Origin of the sequence: Curtobacterium sp. SGAir0471 (assembly GCF_005490985.1) — a bacterium.
Lineage (GTDB): Bacteria > Actinomycetota > Actinomycetes > Actinomycetales > Microbacteriaceae > Curtobacterium.
Map to the genome: position 1 here is coordinate 1,247,271 of NZ_CP027869.1, position 18,454 is coordinate 1,265,724.

Here is an 18,454-nt window from a genome sequence, read left to right on the forward strand (position 1 = left end):
TGGCCATCACCGTGCCAGGAGCGGAGAGGGCGCTCCCTGCCAACTGACGACGAGTTCGTCGCGCGCGCGGCTTGCGGCGACGTAGAGCAGAGAGCGCTCCCGGAGCTCGGCGTCGGCCTGCTCCTCAGGCGCGGCGTGCTGCAGCGCCAGCTTGTTCGGGACAACGCCCGCAGACACGTCGAACAGGACGACTCGTGAGAACTCCAATCCCTTGGCGCTGTGCATCGTCATCACCCGCACCTTGTCACGTGCGGACTTCTCGGTCGAGGGGACGTCGCGCGTCGCGAGCTGCTGGACCACGGTTTCGGTCGCGCCCTTCGTCCGGACGAGCACCGCGATCGACTCCACATCGCTGGACGCAGCTCTCCAATCCTTGAGCTGTTGCGCCAGGCCGTCGTACTGCGCTGACGGCGTCTGGTGTCCTCGGACCCGCACCTCGGGTCCGAGTCGTGCGGACCGGTAGCCCTGCTCGTCCTGCGGGCTTCCCTCGCTGTCCGTGAACTCGCCGCCTTCGAGCACGCCGAGCGCATACCGCAGGTTCTGCTGCGTCGTCCGGTAGTTGAGAGTCAGACGTCGTGACCTGCCCACGATCTTGATGCCGAGACGCGACAGCACGACCCGCTGCCCGTAGATGCGCTGGTGCGAGTCCTCTGCGACGAACAGGTCGTTGCCGTGCTCGCCGACGAGCGCGCGGAGCATGGTCCAGTGGCTCGGCGTCAGGTCCTGGGCTTCATCGACGAGGACGTGGTCAGCGGGGCGCTCCTCGGGGTGAGCGTCGAGGTACGCGGCCGCCACGGACGAGAGCTCCGCCCACGAGAGCCGGCGATGTGCTCGTGCGTTGCGCCGGAACTGCTCGATGACGGACCACACCTGTGCGCGCTTCGCACGGTCGAGCGCCACTCCGCGGCCGGGGCGTCGAGCGGCGAAGTAGTCTGCCCTCGACGTCACGCCGTTCGGCAGGACGACCTGGAGGTACTCGCTCTCCATGAAGGCGGGCGACCGCAGCTCGCTCGGTAGGTCGGGCTTGGCATCGAATACCGCCTCGTCCCAGCCGATCGAGTTCGAGACCAACGACGCGGAACGCTCTGCGTCCCATCCGATGGCGTCGATCGAAGCCCGCTCCCACCCGTCTGGCTCAGCGGTGTCACGGACGGCATGCGCAAGCTGATCGATCCCGGCGGTGAGGATGCCGGTCTCGCCCAGCTGCGCTGCACGCGAGGGCCGCGGGTCAAGACGTCGAAGGTCTCGGTCGAGCATGCTCGCGAGAGTCCTGGTGAACGTCGTGAGGATGACACGCGCGTCCGCGTCCGCCGCGAGTTCTCGAGCTCGATGCAGCAGGACCACGGTCTTGCCGGTACCGGCGCCTCCGGTCAGGCGGAACGGACCCTGGTAGGTGCGCGTCGCGTAGGCGCGCTGCTCGGGGTGCAGGAACACGCGCCATGCTCCGAAGTCACCGCCCTCGATGACGCGGCGGAGCTCCTCGTCGTCATCGACGAAGGTGAACTGCATCTGCGACGCCGGGCGCTTGAGGGATTCGAGGAGCTCCGACGCCTCGGCCTGCTCCAGCGAGACACTCGGGGTCGCCTCCGCGGGGCGTCCATCCGCCGGCGGGACAGTGGCGTCGAACTCGTCGCTGCCGAGCCCGAGTGACGTCTTGATCCCGTCGATCGAATCGCCGACCGCGAGTCCCAGCGCGGCGTTCTGCTGCCACTGGTTTGGCAGCGATTCCGCGAACGCCAGGAATTCGTCCTCAGCGGCGAACGCGAGGAGCCGTTCGGCGGTCTCGAGGTCGAAGCCGATGGAACTCGTCAGGTCCTCGGCGGTGTACCCGAACTGCTCCAGGAATGGCTTTGATTCTGGCGGCGTCTCTGGGACCCAGCGGTTCGCCTGCTGAGCCGGAGCAGCGGGCGCCGGGGCAGCGATCAGTTCCGCCACACCGTTCACGGGATTGACGCGGAGCACCTGCGACTTCGCGATCTTGATCGCTTCATCGTGCTCGTACACGCCCGCGCACACGTATGTCGTCGGCCCGGAGGGCACCTCGATCTTGTAGAGCACCGCCCGCAGCCCCTGGTCGACACGGCCCGTTCGGGCGCGCGCGTCGGCAGCGTTGACCATCGGCTCGATGTGCAAGCCGGGAAGGGCGTCGTCGGCCTGCAGTTTGGCCATGAAGGCGAACAGCTTGAGCTGCACGACCTTCTCGAGCTTCTGCTGCATGTTCGCCATGACGAGCAACGGCATGTCAGGAGTCCTTCCGATGGCGCGGGATTCGAAGGAGTGCAGGATCGTCCGAGGGGGACACGAGGGTCCAGCCCTCGCCGAGGAGGTCGTCGCGGACCGCGTCGCTCAGCAGCGCGTCGAGCGCGATGCGTTCCTCTGGCCACGCGACCGGGACGGGAATGCCGCTGGTCGTCTCGTGACCGAGGACGGGGACGGAGACGCCCAGTTCCGCGAGCCTCTCGAGGACCGCTGCCTCGTCCGGTTCGGCCAGCGCGATCAGCTCCTGCCATTCCGTGGTCAGATCCGTGCGGGACTCTTCACTGACTGGCAACGTCGGCTCCACCGCGACGCTGGCGGCGGCACTGGCGGTCGTGATCGTGACCGGCTTCGCCAAGCGTGCCCCGAGCAGGTTCGACAGCCGCAGCCACCGTTGCCAGGCCTCCCGGAATCCGGGTGCGGTCAGGGCTTCCGGCCCGTCGTCGAGCACGAGCGCTGTCTCTGGCGGCGTCGCTCCCGTCACGCCCACCGGACGACGCGCGAGCATCGCGAGGTGCGCGGACCGGAGCGCCCAGGACGTCGGGCCCGCCGTGAGCGGTCCGGTCCTGTCGAGCGCGAGTGCGAGTGCCTGCTCCACGATGGACCGGTTCTCAGTGACCATCTTGCTCTTGGGGATCGCGAGCATCGGGAGCGCATCGGCGAGACGCTCGGTCCGTGCTGCAGCGTCCTCAGGGCTCTGGATCCAGCCCATGAGCGTCGTGATGGGATTCTCGTCGAGCATATTGACGTCCGCCGGGGTCAGCTGGAACGGCCCGGTGAACTTCAAGGACATCGACGGGTCGTAGACGTCGAGATCGGGTTCTGCTTCGTCGTCCCGCAGACGGCGCAGGTCGTCCCACGTCAGTGCGATGACGCGGTACCCGAGATCGCGCAGGCCCTGGCGCTTCGTGGCGTCGTCAGCCAGTCGCAGATGCGCCGGCGATGCGTGGTAGGCGAACCCGTCCGTGTAGATCGCGACCGGAGGAACGTGCGCTCCGGATGCCTCGAGCACGAAGTCCGGCCGCGTACCTCCGACGAGTTGCTGTGGCCGCAACGACCACGTCCGATGCTGTCCAGGCAGCGTGACCTGGATCGTCGACCCCCACTCGCCCGGGATCTCCTTGAGACTGGCGCCGAGCGCCGTGACACGCTCCTTGAACATCTTCCGGAACCACTGCTCCAAGTGGGACTCCGGATCCTGGACGCCCGGGTCGACCTCGGTCGTGGACCACTCGGACGCGCTCCCGTCCCGATACTGCAGCAACACCTGGAGGTTGTGGAGCGCGCTCGTGCGCGACACACTGCCCACGTCGCCGCCGGGGGCGAAGGGCAGCAGGCACTTGTCACACGCCGCTCGGACCGGGTCCGCTGCGCAGTCGCATCGATCCAGCACGGACAGGGCCCGCTCGAACACCTCGCGGATGCGCGCTGGGTCCGCGAGGTCGGCGAGGTAGCCGGTCCCACCCGGCACGGTGTCGTGGATCAGCAGCGCGAGGTTGTTCACGTCCTCACCAGGGACGGGCTCGACGATGGTCGCGAGCTGGAGGTGGTCGGGGTCGCCGCCGATCAGCTCACGCAGACCGAGCTGGATCGCGGCGGACAGGCTCGGCATCGACAGGGCGTCGCCGACGGTCATCGACGGCGGGACACGGAGCACGATGGCCTGCGTCGTGAGCGTCCGCGTGAGAGCGATCGTGTCCGTGTGCTCGGCCCGGTCCTTCCGGAAGCGACACCACGCACGGTGTTCCCATGCGTTGTTCGTGTCGCCTTCCCGGTCGAGCTTCCCGCAGCCCTTGCAGACGCGGAACAGCGGAGCGGCGTGCTCCGATCCGGCGACGAAGCGACTCGCGCCGAGCCCGGCACGACCGAGGTTCACCCAGCGCAGCGTCATCGAGCGCGCGAACTTGCACCCGAACCCGACCTCGTCGACGTACCACTGTGCAGACACGTCAGCGTCGTCGAGGTCTGCGGCGAGCTGGACGGTGAAACGGACGCGGTCGCGCTCCTCGTTGACGTCGCTGATGCTCGACTCGTCACGGCGGACCTCGGCCGAGACGTGCTCGATCTCGACGACCCGGAGGCGCTGGTCAACGTCCGCGATGGCGGTGCTCGAACACCGCGGGCACGTGGCAACCGCGCCCTCTTCCAGGTCGCGGGCGAAGCCGCACTCAGGGCAGAACGCCATGGTTCGGACCTGCTCACCGTCGGTCCCGAGATCGACGGCATCGATCGTCACGTCGAGGCCTTGCGCGTAGAAGTGGGCGCCCGGTGCGAACTCACTGATCGCCCGGCTGCGTCCCCGCTCGTAGCTCCGCTGTTCCTCCGCGAACTCACCGGACTCGGGGTCGATCCAGGTGAGACCGACATCGAGCTGCACGCGGTCGTCGAGCAGCGTGTAGTTCGGGAGCACGCCGTACCGCTCGAGGGCCGCGACCCAGAACTCGGTCCGCCGTTGCCCCGCCTGTTTCCTCGCGAGGCGCAACGAGGCTTCAGCTGCCCTGGCGGCGGACACGTCCTCGCTCTCATTCGTCAGCTCGGCGAGACGCTTGAGTTCCGGAAGCGACTCTTCGATCGTCCCGATCCGGATCCGGATCCGCTCGATTTCCTGGTTCCAGTGCAGGCTCGCGTCGAGCAGCGTCCGCGCGAGCTGACTCGACCGCTCGGCTGCACCCTCCGGCCGAGCCCAGTCGGACAGCCCACCGATCACGTCCTCGTTCAACGATCCGAACGCGCCGGTGAAGCGAGCGAGATGCTCCTCCGCGTGTTCTTCCGCATGGCTGATGACCAGGTCGAGGAACGAGCCCGCAGCGGAATCGCCGAGGACCTTCGGCGCGTACTGGATCTCCGGGATCGCTCCGGCGGCAGCGAGTTGGTCGATGACGAACGCGGTGTACTGCCGTCGTAGGATCTCGACCGCATTGAGGTAGGTCGCGGGTGGACGGACCGCGCCGTTGATCACGGAGGTCGGATCACCGATCTTCGGCAGCTGGTCTCCTCGTCCGAGGACGAACGCGAGGATGAGGGCGTTCCCCGTCAGACGTCCGGCCCGTCCGACACGCTGCAGGTAGGACGACACCGTCCGGGGGAGTCCCGCGAGGAAGACTGTCGACAGGTCACCGATGTCGATGCCCATCTCGAGCGTCGGGGTCGCGACGAGGACGTTCGGAGCGTCCGGCTGCGCGTCGCTGTTCTTGAACTGGGTCTCGTAGTCGAGCCGGAGCTTGTCCTCGAGCAGGCTCGTGTGTTCGCGAGCGACGACACGGCGCATCTTCCCGTTGTCGTACTGATCACGGTAGAAGTTCTCCGGCGCAGCGTCCTTCCGCAGCAGCGTGCCAGGGCAACGCGCCATGGTGCACGGGCCGCCGGCGAGTTGCTCCACCGTCGTGCGCGCGGACGGTGTCTCGGTCTCGCACGTGTCGCACACGAGCGTCTGCCCGGTGCCGTCACTGACGACCGGCGTGATGATGATGCTGCTCGGCGCGAGTCCGTAGGCACGCGTGTCGCCACCAGCGATCGGCCGCGACGTCACGATCGCCTCGCGGTCGAGCGTCTCGAAGAGCCGTCGCGCGAGCTTCTCGCCCGCAGACGGCACGACGCCGAGGCAGCGAGCCGTCCAGCGCGCGTACCAGCTCTGCGACGAGGTGACCGTGTCGAGCGCCGACTCACGCGCGCCGGTCGTCTTCTTGCCCACCCGCGCAAAGGCGGGCGCTTCGCGCCCCTGTGGGAAGGCGGGCATGCCCTCGTGCCTCGGCCGGCCGCCCCACACCCAGTGACGGTTGCCGTCGTTCTCGACGTACTTGTCCAGCCAGGGGTGGTCGATCGCGCCGCGCTCTCGCAGCCGTTCGAGGGTGCCGCGCACCCAGCGGACGATGGATGCGGCGTCGAGGAGCCCGTCACGGGTGTCGTCGAGCGACCAGGCGACTTCGAGACCTTCGACGGCTGCGCGACCCACTGCCTCCAGGCGGGTTGCCGGCCCCGCTTCGACGTGCGCGGCCAGGCTGCCGGTCTCCTCGAGCGTGCGTCCGACCCGCGATTCGAGCCCGAACTCGAGCGCGAGGTCGAAGGCGAGTCTGCGCTGCACCCGCTTCTTGACGACTGCTGACACGGCCTTATCCGTGTCCCAGAACCCGCGGAAGCCGTTCCGCTCGGCGAGGTCGGGCGGGAGGAGCCGGTACCGCTCGCTGGGCGTCCGCGCGGCGGCCATCATCGCTGCCGGGATGTCGTCGAGCGTCGTCTCTTCGACGACCGCCTGTCGGACGGCGTTCCGCAGGTTGAAGACCCGAGCTCGGCTTTGAATGAAGCCTGCGCGGTGCGCGGCGTCCTGCACGCTGTCGGTGAAGACCAGCGCCTTCTTCTCACCGACGTCGAGGTGCCGATCACCGAACAAGGTCGTCACCACCGTGGAGAGCTGTGTGGCGATCGCCGAGCCCAGGAAGCGGATGCCGTTCGTCTTGCCGCAGTTGGGGCAGACGTCGTCGCGGGACTCGTCGTCGGCGTCGTTGCCGGTGAGCGTCAGGACCGGCACCGCCACGCCCTCGTCGTCCGCGGGCGGGCGTTCGCTGGTGATCTGCCGGTCGGCGACGCGGAACCACCACGGACCGGTGGTCAGGCCATCGTCGTCATTCTCGCCGGCGAGGGCGAGTTCTCCTTCGCGGGGTGCGTGGATGAGCGCTCGGAACCGGCTCTTCGACTGCTTGGTGGCGTGGTTCCGGCGGATGTTCGCATCGGTCTGCGCCAGGTCCAAGCCGGTCGGGGCCAGTTCGACACCCCAGCCGCTGCGACCGCAGTGTCGGCAGTAGAGGGCGGGGAAGGCGGGCGCGATCTCAGCGCCGGCCGGCCCGACACCAGTGTCGGTGCGCAGCTCGCCGTCGTCGGCCCAGCGGAATTCGGGCAGCGCCTGTGCCGCCCGGTCGACGCGCGTGAGCGAGCGGACCCAGAGGTGCAGGTCGACCGACACCGACCGGCGTCCGACCTCCTTGCGGAGGTGGCTGAGCGCGGCGAGCACCATCACGATCGTGGTGCGGCGGGCGTCGTCCCGGTCCGCCGGCCGCTCACCTGAGACGAGTTCGTCGGGGAACAGCGTCCGCGCGAGCTCGGCCAGCGACGTCGCCTGCTCGCTCGCGATCACGAGCGAGCGGACGAACGGGTGCGCCAACACGAGGGTGAACTCGAGCTCGAGCCGGTCAGCGGCGTCCGTCGCCGAGGCAAGTGCTTCCGCGTAGCGCTCCTGCCCGTCCTCGTCCTCCACCGCGACGTAGAGCAGCTCGAGCACCGCCGCGGTGATCTCCTCCGGGCTATGCCGATGACCGGAGAGCTGCTCCTGGAGCTGCGCGGCGCGAGCATCGATCAGCGGAACCGGTGCCAGGCCCAGCTCCTCGACCGCCTCGATGGCCTCGCGGGCCCACTCATCGACGGACAGTCGGGTCTCTGTGACGACGCTCGACGCGTCGAACCCGCCGCCGAACACCGTGTTCGCGAACGCGATCATCGCGCTCGGGTCGCTCCCGTCACCGAGCGTCGCCGATGTGGCGACCGGCGTCACGACGCCGAGCGCGCGCTGCCGCGCCGCATCGTCGAACTGGTCGTCTGCCCAGCGCCCCTTGAGCGCGAGTCCGAGGCGGCGCAGCAGCATCGCAACGTCCGTCCCCTGCGCGCCGTCGTACGTGTGGAACTCGTCCAGGACCAGGTACTGGAGGCTCGTGGCGCTCTGGTCCCAGAGGGTCGCGTCCGACGGACGCAACAGCAGCTGGTCCAACATCTTGTAGTTGGTGAGCAGGATGTCCGGCGCTTGCTCCCGCATGGCGGGACGGGAAGTGATCAGCCCGTCCTTCGTCACGGCCGAACGCTGTGGGCCCTCTTCGCCGACGTAGAGCGCCGCTCGGATACCGCCGAGTGCCGAGTCGGTCATGATCAGGTCGGTGATGCGCCGAGCCTGGTCGTTCGCCAGGGCGTTCATCGGGTAGAGGATGAGCGCCTTGATCCCCTCGATGCCCTGGCGCTTCGCGCGTAGGACGTGGTCGACGATCGGGTAGAGGAACGCCTCGGTCTTGCCCGACCCGGTTCCGGTCGTGACGAGCGTCGGCTGCGGACGGTCGTGTTCGGGCGTCTCCAAGCTCGAGAGACGTGCGATCGCCTCTGCCTGGTGCCCGTACGGGGCAACTGGGGGAGTCCACTCAAGGGCTGCCTCCCAGCCGGGATCTGCCGCGCGGAACGGCAGGCGAAGTCGGACGTAGGGACCTCGGAAGATCCCGTCCTCCGGGTCCTGGAGGAACTGCTGCAGCGTCGTCTGTGCCTCGGGCTCGGACAGCGCGAACGTCGTCGTCAGGAAGTCGACGAGTCCCTTCGTGATCTCGCCGGCCTGCACGGAGGGGAGCAGCTCGCTCATGCTTCGTCCTTCAGGAGCTTCTCGAAGTGGGCGTACGCCTGGCGCATGTCGGCCTCGCGATCGAGCGTCCGGAACGGCAGCTCGTACGTGTAGGTGTTGCCGGATGCGTTCGTCGCGGTCCGTTCTTCCTCACTGATCGCGTCCTGCTTCTGACGCCACACCTTGAGGACCTCGTTCGGCACCAGTCGGCCGTTCGCATCGTAGAAGTACACGTTGCGGTCGTAGCCGTACAACACGGCGAACTGGGTGCGATATACGCTACAGAGTTCGTCCGCGGTCGTCCCGAAAGCGAGGGCGACAATGGCGTCAATCTCTACAAGTGCTTGACGTCGATCCAACGCGCGCCGAAGGGGCACTGACGAATCCCACTCAGCGCCCAGGCACTCGGTCTGCTGCGCCTTTTCGCCAAGATTGATGTTGCTAGCGCTCTCGACCGCACGCGTCTCGAAAGCGCATGCCCAAAGGTCTCTGAAGGCCCTGGTCTGACAGACCAGACGGCCAACACGCAGGTTGATGGCGGAAGCCAATACCGGATTGGAGACTGCGGGTAGTCTCGCTACTGTTCCTGCGCGGATAGTCGACTTAGGGGCAACTCGGATACAAAAGTCGGCGAGGAGAGACATCATTGTGCCGGCGATGGTCAGAAGGCGGGCTGGGTCCCCGGCGGGTGTGCCGGCCGAAAATAGTCCATCCACATGCGTAGCTCCTGGCGGCATGATCGTTGGGATGAGTGTCCGTTCGCCGGTGTTTGCGGCCATGGTGCGCCAGACGACACGATAAAAGTCCCTGGCCGAATGCCTCTGGACGCCCCACTGTGTGTATACGTCATCGTAGGCGGCGCGGTTGCCGGCTGGCTTATAAGCGGTGATTGGCATCGCGTCAGGGGCGAGTGTCTCGAGGTCGACTGATGACCAATCCTTGTTGCTCGACATGCTCTCGTTCGGCCACTTGTAGAACGGGTTGCCGACGAAGATGTGCGGACCCTGGAGGATGGTGTCGTCCCACGTCGCAGTAGACCCCCATTCCTTCTTGAAAAAGCCGCGTTTGAAGTCGGTCGTTTCATTCCATCCGGCGGAATATTCGAGTTCGAGGTCGCCAATGCGTACACTCTTTGAGAGCTTGTCGAGCACGGCGGCAGTGGAGTGGTTCACAGCGTAGACCATCCGCGTTCGTCGCACCGGAACCGACTCGTCCTCGAGAACCGCGTGCCACGTAGAGAGCGTCTCTTCGGTGACGGTAATGATCCTGGACTTGTGCGGCCGGAGGTCCCAGTTGCCTTCACGGTCCTTCAGACCGGGTTCTTCCCCCTCTCCTGTGTGGCGGAGCGATCCGATTACGGTCTGAGGGTGATAAAGGCTCGTCGCTTGAGAAAAGTCGACTTCGCCGAAACTCGAGTACACGTGGATGCCATAGGTAACGAGATTGTGGATTTCGAACAGTCGGAGTTCGTTGACAAACTGCCAATGGCGCCGCAAGCGGGGGTACGTAGCGGCTCGAAGAGGGCCCGCCTTTTCGTCCGTGAAGTGCGACTCCGGATGGATGAGCCCGATCGTTCCGGAACGGTTGCTGTGGCCCCACGTCCGTGCCATGAAGCAGCGGTAGAGGTCTGGTCTCAGTCCGTCGAGCAGAGGGTATTCCGTGCACGCCGACACCGCGGACCTCGTCGCCACGACGGCCGTCAAGCTATCCAAGAATTCAGCTCGGAAGCTGGCGTCGTTCAGCGCTTCGAATTTACGCCGTTCTGCGTCGGCAGTGGGTGGTTTCGGGGTGAGCGCCCACCAGGCATCGGCTTCCGCGAGCATGGCAGCCTCATCCCAATCTGGCCTCACCCAAGGAGGGTTGCCCACCTGCAGGTCGAACCCACCGCGCTCGAACACGCTCGCGAAGTCGAGCTCCCAGTGAAAGAAGCCCTGCTGTTCAGCGACATGCTGCGTCGCCGCGAGCCACGAGTGGTCCTGGAGCACGTCTTCGACATGGCGTGCGCTCGCGAAGTCGCGGTCATCGCGCTCCTCGTCGTTGAGTGCCTCCCAGCCGGATCGCGATGATCCGAGGGTGATCTGGCCGTGGGCAACCTCCTTCGGCTTCGCAACCGTGTGCTCTCCGAGTAGTTCGCGAAGAGTCGCAATCCACTCATCGAGCGTCGGTGGCTTCGCCCCGTCGGTGAGCGTGTCCGTGAGCGGCCAGAACCAGATCGCGCACCATGCGTCCATCACGCGCCGAAGTCGCTGGTACGCCCCGTCGGGATCGTTGAGCGTCCGCTCGATCTCCTCGCGAGAGACAACAGGCTTCCGCGGCTGCTCCGGCCGCTCGCGGCCCCACAGCGGGATGTCGCGTCGGATCTCCTGCTCGGCGATAATCAGTCGGCGCCGGGCTAGGCTCCACAGCGTTTCGACTCGGTAGGCGAGCGCGATGAGCTGGTCGATCTGCTTCGAGGTCGGCTTCGCCAGGATCCCGCGTCGCCATGTCTTCAACGCCGCGAGCGCTTCCGGCGCCACTTCCTTCGCTTCCTTCGCGTCGACCGCGCTGCCCCAACCCTCAGCAGGCAGGAGGAAGTGGTGCACGGCACCGGCGGTCGACGCGCGGAGCTGGCCCTCGCCGAGTTCGACCTCGTTGCGGAGCGGGACGTCCCGCGGCACCTGCTTGAGCCACGCCTTGCTCGTGATCGATGACTTGTCGTACACGGCGCGGCGGGCTCCGATCAGCGAGTTCCCGCGACGGAGGTGCAGGCCGAACCACGGGGCCTCGAGTCCCTCGGACATGGTGTCGAGCCACAGCGTGATCTCGGCGAACTCGACGGCTGTCGCATTGAGGTCGACGCCGTACACCTGGTGAAGCGCGATCGCCGCCTTGATCTTCTGCAACTGGCGCGGCCGGTCGTCCGGGTCAACGCGCTCGCCGAGCTCCTCCTCGCGGCGCTTCAGGTACTGCTCCGCGAGCTGACGGACGGCCTCGATCGCGAACGCGCCCGAGCCGAGCGCGGGTTCGCAGACCGTCAACGAGAGGATGTCTTCCGCGCTCGTCCGTTGGCCGTCCTGGTCCAGCAACTCTTCGAGTGCCTGTGACACCGTGAACTGCGTCAGCACCTCCGGCGTGTAGTACGACGCCGACTGCTGGCGTTCGCGACCAGCGAGGCGGTATACGAAGGAGCCCGCGGGGTGCCGCACGCGCTTCGGCTGACCCGTGTTCGGGTCCTCGCGCGTCACGAAGTGGTGCGACTCGATACCGCTCTCGCGTCCGACGGGAACGACCCACGAGCCCTTCGACGGATCGCCGTTCGGCGCCACCTCGAACAGGTCCTCCTCGGCGAAGAAGCCCGTGTACGACATCAGGCCCTCGTAGACCGCACCGAGCTGGTTGATCCCGAGGTCGGCGTAGCTGATGTACCCCCGGTCCCGGCCCTTCGTCTCCTTGCTCAGGAGCAGCCGACGCAGCACCTGCTGCAGATTCCGGTCACTGAGACCGACTTCGCCGATCAGGGCGATCGCCTCCGGCTTGAACAGGTCCGCGCGCAGGCTCTCGAACCGGAGGCCCGGCTCGGCCCCGTCGTCATCCCTCGCCTCGGGCGCGTGGCCGCGGTCCACGAGGCGGAACAGCACGTCGAGCGACTGGTACAGGTGCGTCGCACGCTCGCCCTGCGGGCTCTCGATCACGACGAGCGCGAGCTCCCGGAGACGGTCGAGGCTGTAGCCGTTCTCGTACTCCGGCGCGTTCACCGGCAGGACGCCGAGCTGGGGCGAGGCCTCGGCGTAGAGGAGGAACAGGATCCGGTAGAGGAACCGCAGCGACTGCTTCGCCAGCGGCTGGGCCTGCTCCTTCGGCAGGGGCTCGAGGCCCTGCTCCAGACGGCGCTGCACGACGTCGTTCGCGATGATCTCGATCGACTCCCGGACACCCTCGCGGAGGTCCTCCGAGACACCGACGGTGTGCTTGACCGCGTCTTCGAGCGTCCCGGTCCACCACACGTCGCCGTCACCGTCGGGGGCGAGTGATGCCGCTTCCACGCAGGTCAGGACACGATCGATCTCGCCGCCGCGCTTGGCGTCGTTGCGCTCGCACACGAGCTGCAGGTCGAGTGCGAGGTAGCGGCCCTCGTACCACCGGTCCCGTTCGGCGACCAGCAGCCAGCGGCCAGCGAACACGAGCGCGAACTTCGCCGTCCCCTCGAACACGACCGACAGCGCGCGGACCACCGAGGTCAGCGGCTTCGGGTCGTCATCGTTCGGCGCCCAGCTCGAAAGCAGCGTGTCGCCGTCCTTGGCGAGCAGATCTTCGATCTGCGCGACCGGCTTGGCGTCGATCAGTGCCAATGGCGCTCCGTCCTCCAGCCCGTGGATGGCGACGTGCCGGACCGGACCCGTCTCGCCGAGGTGGAAGACGCCCTGGACGTACCCGAGGACGGACCGCAGCTGCGTCGACAGCGCGTGGAGGGCCTCCCGGCCGTCAGCGGCGTCGTCGACGCCCTCCGGGTTGACGACTGCCAGCAGCCCCATCAGCTCGGCGCGCTTCGCTGTGAAGCGAGCACGTGTGGACGGGCCGCCACCCGCGTCCTCGGCGTCCCAAGCCGCACGTCGCTCCAGCACGCGGCTCTGGAAGGACTGCGACTTCGCGTCGGTGGTGAGGTAGTGCTCGCTGATCCAGTCTTCGCCGACGACGATCGCTTCCGAGGTGAGGGTTCCCACGGGTCAGTGCTCGCTTCCAGGGTGTTCGGGGGCTGCCGGGCTGTCCTGCGGGACGACGACCAACAGGGGGCGCACGAAGTGCTGGTTCGGTGTCATGCGGTCCACGAGCTTCGATTCGTCGTCGACACGGTCTCGGTGCTCGCGGAGCCCGCGCAGTTGTGCCTGTTCCGCGGCAGCGCCCTGCCAGTCGTCGATCCGTGCTGCCCACTCGTGCACGCGACGGCGTATGTCGTCTGCTGTGGCCTCCATCTGCTGGACCGCCTGGTTGCGGGCGGCCTCGACGGCCACGGGGATGAGGTGCTGCAGCGGTGCGGCGTCGACCGCTCCCGCATTGGTCTTGATCTCGGAGGTGAACCCGACGTGCGCCAGGGCGGAGCGTGCGTCGGCGTGCGGCTGGGTGAAGTGGAACGAGTGCTCCGCAATGTCGGGGAAGTCGACGGTGAGGAACGACCCGGCGACGACCTGGCCGGCGCGGTTCGTCAGGGTGGCATGCACGACGACGACGGGGTGGTCGACGGCGCCGCGGACGGCGTACACGCGGTTGCGGCCGAGTCGGGAGAGCGCACTGTCCGCGGCCCAGTCGAGCACCGGGTGCAGCGGGCCGAGGAAGTGCGCGTGCGGCCAGGTCGAGGGGCTCGACTTGTCGTTGACCGCGTTGACGACCTCCGCCTTGCCCTGGATCGGTGTGGTCGCCAGGAGCAGTCGTTCCGTGACGCGCCGGTCGCGGAGGTACGTCTGTGGGAGGACCTCGAGGCGCTGGCGGAGGTCGGCGGTCGGTTCGAGCTGCGCGACCGCGTTGGTGCGCGACCACGCGACGCCACCGTGTCGTGCGTCGGCAGTCGGGGTGGTGAAGCGTTCGGCCAACGCCGTGTCGAGGAACGAGACGAGGTCCGAGAACAGGCCGGTCCCGATGTCCGCCTTGTCGTGGTGGCCTGGGGTTGTGGGTTCGTGCTCGGCTTTGTGCGCCGGGTCCCGGTTGCTCTCGTCGGCTTGTTCGGCGGCGAGTTCCGCCATCAGCCGGGTGATGTCGTCGCCTTCCTCGAGCGTTGCCTCGACGGTGGGGACCGCGTCGTCGAAGCTGCGCTTGCGGAGGAGCACGTCGCGGATGGCGGACTCCTCGGCGGCCGCGCTGTACTCACCCATGAGCGATGCGACGTCGCCGAGCGCGGTGTGTGCCTCGGTCTCGCGTTCGAGGAGCTTCGTGAGCACGCGGACGTCTCCGGAGAACTCGTCGTCGTCGACGTCGAGCAGCAGCGTCGTGATCCGGGGTGCGTGCCTCTGGCCGTACCGGTCGATGCGGCCGTTCCGCTGCTCGATGCGGATGAGGCTCCAAGGGATGTCGAAGTGCACGAGTTCGTGGCACTGGGAGTGGAGGTTCACCCCCTCGCTCGCGACGTCGCCGGTGATCAACACGCGTATGGGGGAGGCGGACTGCTTGAAGCTGTCCACTAGCTCCTGCTGCTCCTGGTCGGTCAGCCCGCCGTGCATCACCCGGATCTGCTTGTCCGACAGCTTGAGGTCCTTCGCGAGCTTCTGCCGGAGCCAGTGGAGGGTCGCGACCCGCTCGGAGAACACCACCAGGCGTTCCTCGGACTTTGGGCCGACGCCGATGTCCTTCGCGTGCTGAAGCAGGGCGTCGTACTTCGCGGAGCTGGAGTTCAGCGCGGTGACGGTGAGCTGTTCGAGTCGCTCGAGCGCGTCGATCTCTCGCCGGACTTCGCTGACGGCGTCGCCCTTGCGGAGCCGCTTCAGGCGCTCGCGAACCGATTCGTCGAGGGCGCTCGGCGACGACAGGAAGGCCTTCGCGAGGGTCCAGGGGAACAGCGACGCGTTCTCGCCCGAGTACGGGGTTCGCCCGCCCTGCGGGTGGAGCCACACCGTGGAGAGCTCCTTGGCGATCGCCGCCTCCGCCGGAGACGGCGCCACCAGGACGTTGTTCGGCTCCTGACGTTCCATCCAGTCGGCGCCGACCTCCATCGCGACGGCCGGACTGTGCCGGTGTCGGCGGATGATGAGCCGCTTCACCTCGTCCTCGATCAGGTCACCGTCGGGGGTGACCGCGGTCGGGTCGAGCAGGCGCACGAGCCGTGCGAACGAGTCCTTCTTGCCGTTGTGCGGCGTCGCGGACGCGAGGATGAGCGCGTCCGTCTGCGGGGCCAGGCGCGACGCGAGCTCGCCGTTCAACGTCGTGTTGTTCATGACGTTGTGTGCTTCGTCGATGACGACGGCGTCCCAGCGCTGCTTCTCGAGGTGGCTGCGGTACTGACTCTGCTTCAGCGTGTCGACCGAGATGATCGCGCGCTTGTACATGCTGAACGGGTTGCGGGTCGCGGGGAGCTTCTGTCGCACGCGCTGAATGCCGAGCGAGTCGAGGCGGACGAAGGGGAGGGCGAACTTCGTCCACATCTCCTGTTGCATCTGCTCGAGGACGTGCTTCGGCGTCACGATGAGGATGCGCTCGCCCCGACCTCGACGGACGAGCTCGGAGAGGATCATCCCGATCTCGATCGTCTTGCCGAGGCCGACGGCGTCCGCGATCAGGATGCGGGGACGGAGGTTGTCGCGGTCGAGGGCCTTGCGGACCGCCGCGCGCTGGTAGTCGAGCGGGTCTGCGAGCATCTGCGTGCTGACGGTCAGAGCGTCCTCGTGCAGCGGGACCGGGGTCTTCCGCAGCGTCGCCTCGAGCCAGAGCTTCGCACGACGGTAGCCGGACGACTCGTCTGCTTCGACCTTCGCCTGAGCGGGGTCGAGTGGCTCGATGTCGTCGAGGTCGCTGTAGAACGTCGCGGTGGTGTCGCGCACGAGCTCGGACAAGCCCTGCGCGGTGACGAGGAGACCGGAGCCGGTCGGCGCGGTCGAGAGTACGAGCCACTCGGCGTCGCGGACGAGGACGACGCTTCCGGGAGCCACGTTCGGCCATGCTCGGTCGGCGGTTGTCGAATCGACGTCGATCAACGACACGTGTTGCACCCTCTCACCCCTGTGCCGTCAGCTTCGTCGACTGCACCGACATTCAGCTTACGGGGCACCAACCGGCGTCTGGGTTCGCTCGCTGAGCGAGTGGCGAGTGAGCCGCTGTCAGGAGCGCACTCCGCTGACGAGCAGGTCACAGCGGAAGGAAGTCGAACCTCCGCACCTTCGCCGAGACCGCCCACGTGCCTGCGAGGGTGACGGCAACGAGCAGGTTCAGGAGGATGGACAGCCCAGTGATCGGCGGCAGGAACCCGTCGCCCGGTCCGGTGAGCGTCAGCGGCAGGATGTTGGCGTACAGGTTCACGGTGAACACATCCCCTCCCACACCGATGAAGAAGTCGTGCGTGTTCGGTGCGCCGATCCTCCACAGCACGATCGCCTGCGCTGCGACGACGACGAGCATCCCGCCCGCGAAGAACGTGGTTGCGCCGCCCCGACCACGGAACGTCTTCGCCAGCGTTGCGACGAGCGTCACGGAACACAGGAACACCAGGATGGACACGATCTTCGCGACCACTACGTAGCCGATGGCTGCTCCAACGTGGGGACCGGCAGACTTCGACAGGTCGGCCACCTGCCAGACGAGCGTCAGCGCGTGCTGGACCAGGAGCAGCACCGCCAGCACGCTCAGCTTGACACCGGCGAGCTGCCATCGGCTCCTGGTGCTCAGGTGGAAGAGGAGGTCTCGTCCGAGGGTGAGGAAGGCGAAGACGACCGAGGCGGAGTAGATCGTCGTCGCTGTCCAGCACAGCAGCACACACAGCGCCTGGATCACCTGGAGGGTGAGGACATCGGGGTTCAGCGCCCTGACCGCTCCCATCGACGTCGTGACGAGGGAGACGGTGCCGAACAGGGGTAGGTGCTTCCGGAGTTCAACGAGCCAGAGCATCGGCCGCGATCACCTCCTTGATGCGCGTCTCGAGACCGCCGCGCTCAGCGACCGCACTGACGTCGTCGTGCAGGACGAGCCTGCCGTCGTGCACGACGACCGCCTCGTCGAACAGTTCCTCCAGGCCAGCAACGAGGTGCGTCGAGATCACTGCCGTCGAGCCGGGTGACCGGTACTCCCTGATCAGACCCACCAGACGGTCGCGAGTGAACGGGTCCACGGCTGCGAGGGGTTCATCGAACACGTAGAGACGGCAGCGCCGGCTGAGGACGAGTCCGAGGTGGATCTGTTCCGACATGCCCTTCGAGGCTCGACGGATCCGAAGGTCATCGGGCAGGCCGAGTTCCGCGAAGATCGCTCGGGCGAGATCCGGGTCGAAGTCGGTCCAGAGGTCCTGCGCGAGGGCGACGCACTGGTCGAGACGGAGGTGGCCGTAGAGGAACGGTGCGTCCGGCAGGTACGCAACGCCGCCGACCGGGCCGCGGACCCTGCCCCGGTAGCGGTTGACGACGCCGCAGATCGAACGGATGAGGGTGCTCTTGCCCGCGCCGTTCTGGCCGAACAAGCCGATGACGTGGCCACGGTCCTGGACAGTCAGCGACAGGTGGTCGACTGCGAGGCGTCGACCGAGCCGGACGGTGAGGTCTTCGATGGTGAGTACGTCAGGCAAGGGCGCTCCTCGTGAAGGTGAAGACGGTGTGGGTCACGACGGCGATGACGAACAGGACGCCGACGATCTTGAGGCTGATCAGCCAGAACGGGTTCGCCCGGAGCTCGCGGGTGGCGTTGGTACCCGTCAGGGACAGGAGGACGCGGTAGCCGTCGGAGTTCAGGAAGGGAACGACGTTCCACGCTGCGGCGACGAAGACCGCACTCGCGGCGAAGTCGAGCGCCGGCGACTGCCAGCTCCAGCGATTGCAGACAAGCGTGACCGCGTTGACCACGAGGTTGACGAGCAGTCCGGCGGCGTGCACGCACACCTGCTCCTGCCGACTGAGGAGCAGGCTCTGGTTCATGCGGACGGAGAACGCGGGGAAGACCCAGTGGTTCATCCTGAAGCCGATCTTGTCGATCGAGCGACCGAAGGTGCGCAGCGCCGCGACGTGGCTCGCCTCGTGCAGAGCGATCGACACGGCGAGGTAGACCGCCGCTGTGATCACCTCTGGGACGTGGGGGTGACCATCGAGCGACGGCACGAGCAACGTGTTCACCACGAGCAGGGCGACCAGGAGTCCGACGAGGCACCAGGCCGCCCAAGTGGGCACGGTCGAT

The 18,454-nt window shown here is 67.4% G+C and carries 7 protein-coding genes; all 7 read right to left on the reverse strand.

The features are described 5' to 3' along the window. Positions 1–6: 6 nt before the first annotated feature. Complete coding sequence (locus C1N91_RS05780; RefSeq protein WP_137766969.1) at positions 7–2,241, reverse strand: 3'-5' exonuclease; 2,235 nt, start codon at positions 2,239–2,241, stop codon at positions 7–9. A 1-nt stretch (position 2,242) separates the two neighbouring features. Then, on the reverse strand, positions 2,243–8,641 hold the full coding sequence (locus C1N91_RS05785; protein ID WP_137766970.1) for a DEAD/DEAH box helicase: 6,399 nt from the start codon (positions 8,639–8,641) through the stop codon (positions 2,243–2,245). After that, positions 8,638–13,320, reverse strand: a complete 4,683-nt coding sequence (locus C1N91_RS05790; protein ID WP_137766971.1) for an Eco57I restriction-modification methylase domain-containing protein — start codon at positions 13,318–13,320, stop codon at positions 8,638–8,640. The genes C1N91_RS05785 and C1N91_RS05790 overlap by 4 nt, the downstream gene beginning before the upstream one ends. 3 nt (positions 13,321–13,323) lie before the next feature. Beyond that, positions 13,324–16,230, reverse strand: coding sequence for an SNF2-related protein (locus C1N91_RS05795; RefSeq protein WP_137766972.1), 2,907 nt, complete (start codon positions 16,228–16,230; stop codon positions 13,324–13,326). 196 nt (positions 16,231–16,426) lie between these two features. Beyond that, positions 16,427–17,182, reverse strand: coding sequence for a hypothetical protein (locus C1N91_RS05800; RefSeq protein ID WP_137766973.1), 756 nt, complete (start codon positions 17,180–17,182; stop codon positions 16,427–16,429). Continuing rightward, a complete protein-coding gene (locus C1N91_RS05805) occupies positions 17,166–17,852 on the reverse strand; it encodes an ATP-binding cassette domain-containing protein (protein ID WP_137766974.1) in 687 nt (228 codons plus the stop codon). The genes C1N91_RS05800 and C1N91_RS05805 overlap by 17 nt, the downstream gene beginning before the upstream one ends. Then, the gene (locus tag C1N91_RS05810) at positions 17,845–18,447 is read right to left on the reverse strand and encodes a hypothetical protein (protein WP_137766975.1); all 603 of its coding nucleotides are present in this window, start codon (positions 18,445–18,447) and stop codon (positions 17,845–17,847) included. The genes C1N91_RS05805 and C1N91_RS05810 overlap by 8 nt, the downstream gene beginning before the upstream one ends. Between the last annotated feature and the right edge of the window lie 7 nt (positions 18,448–18,454).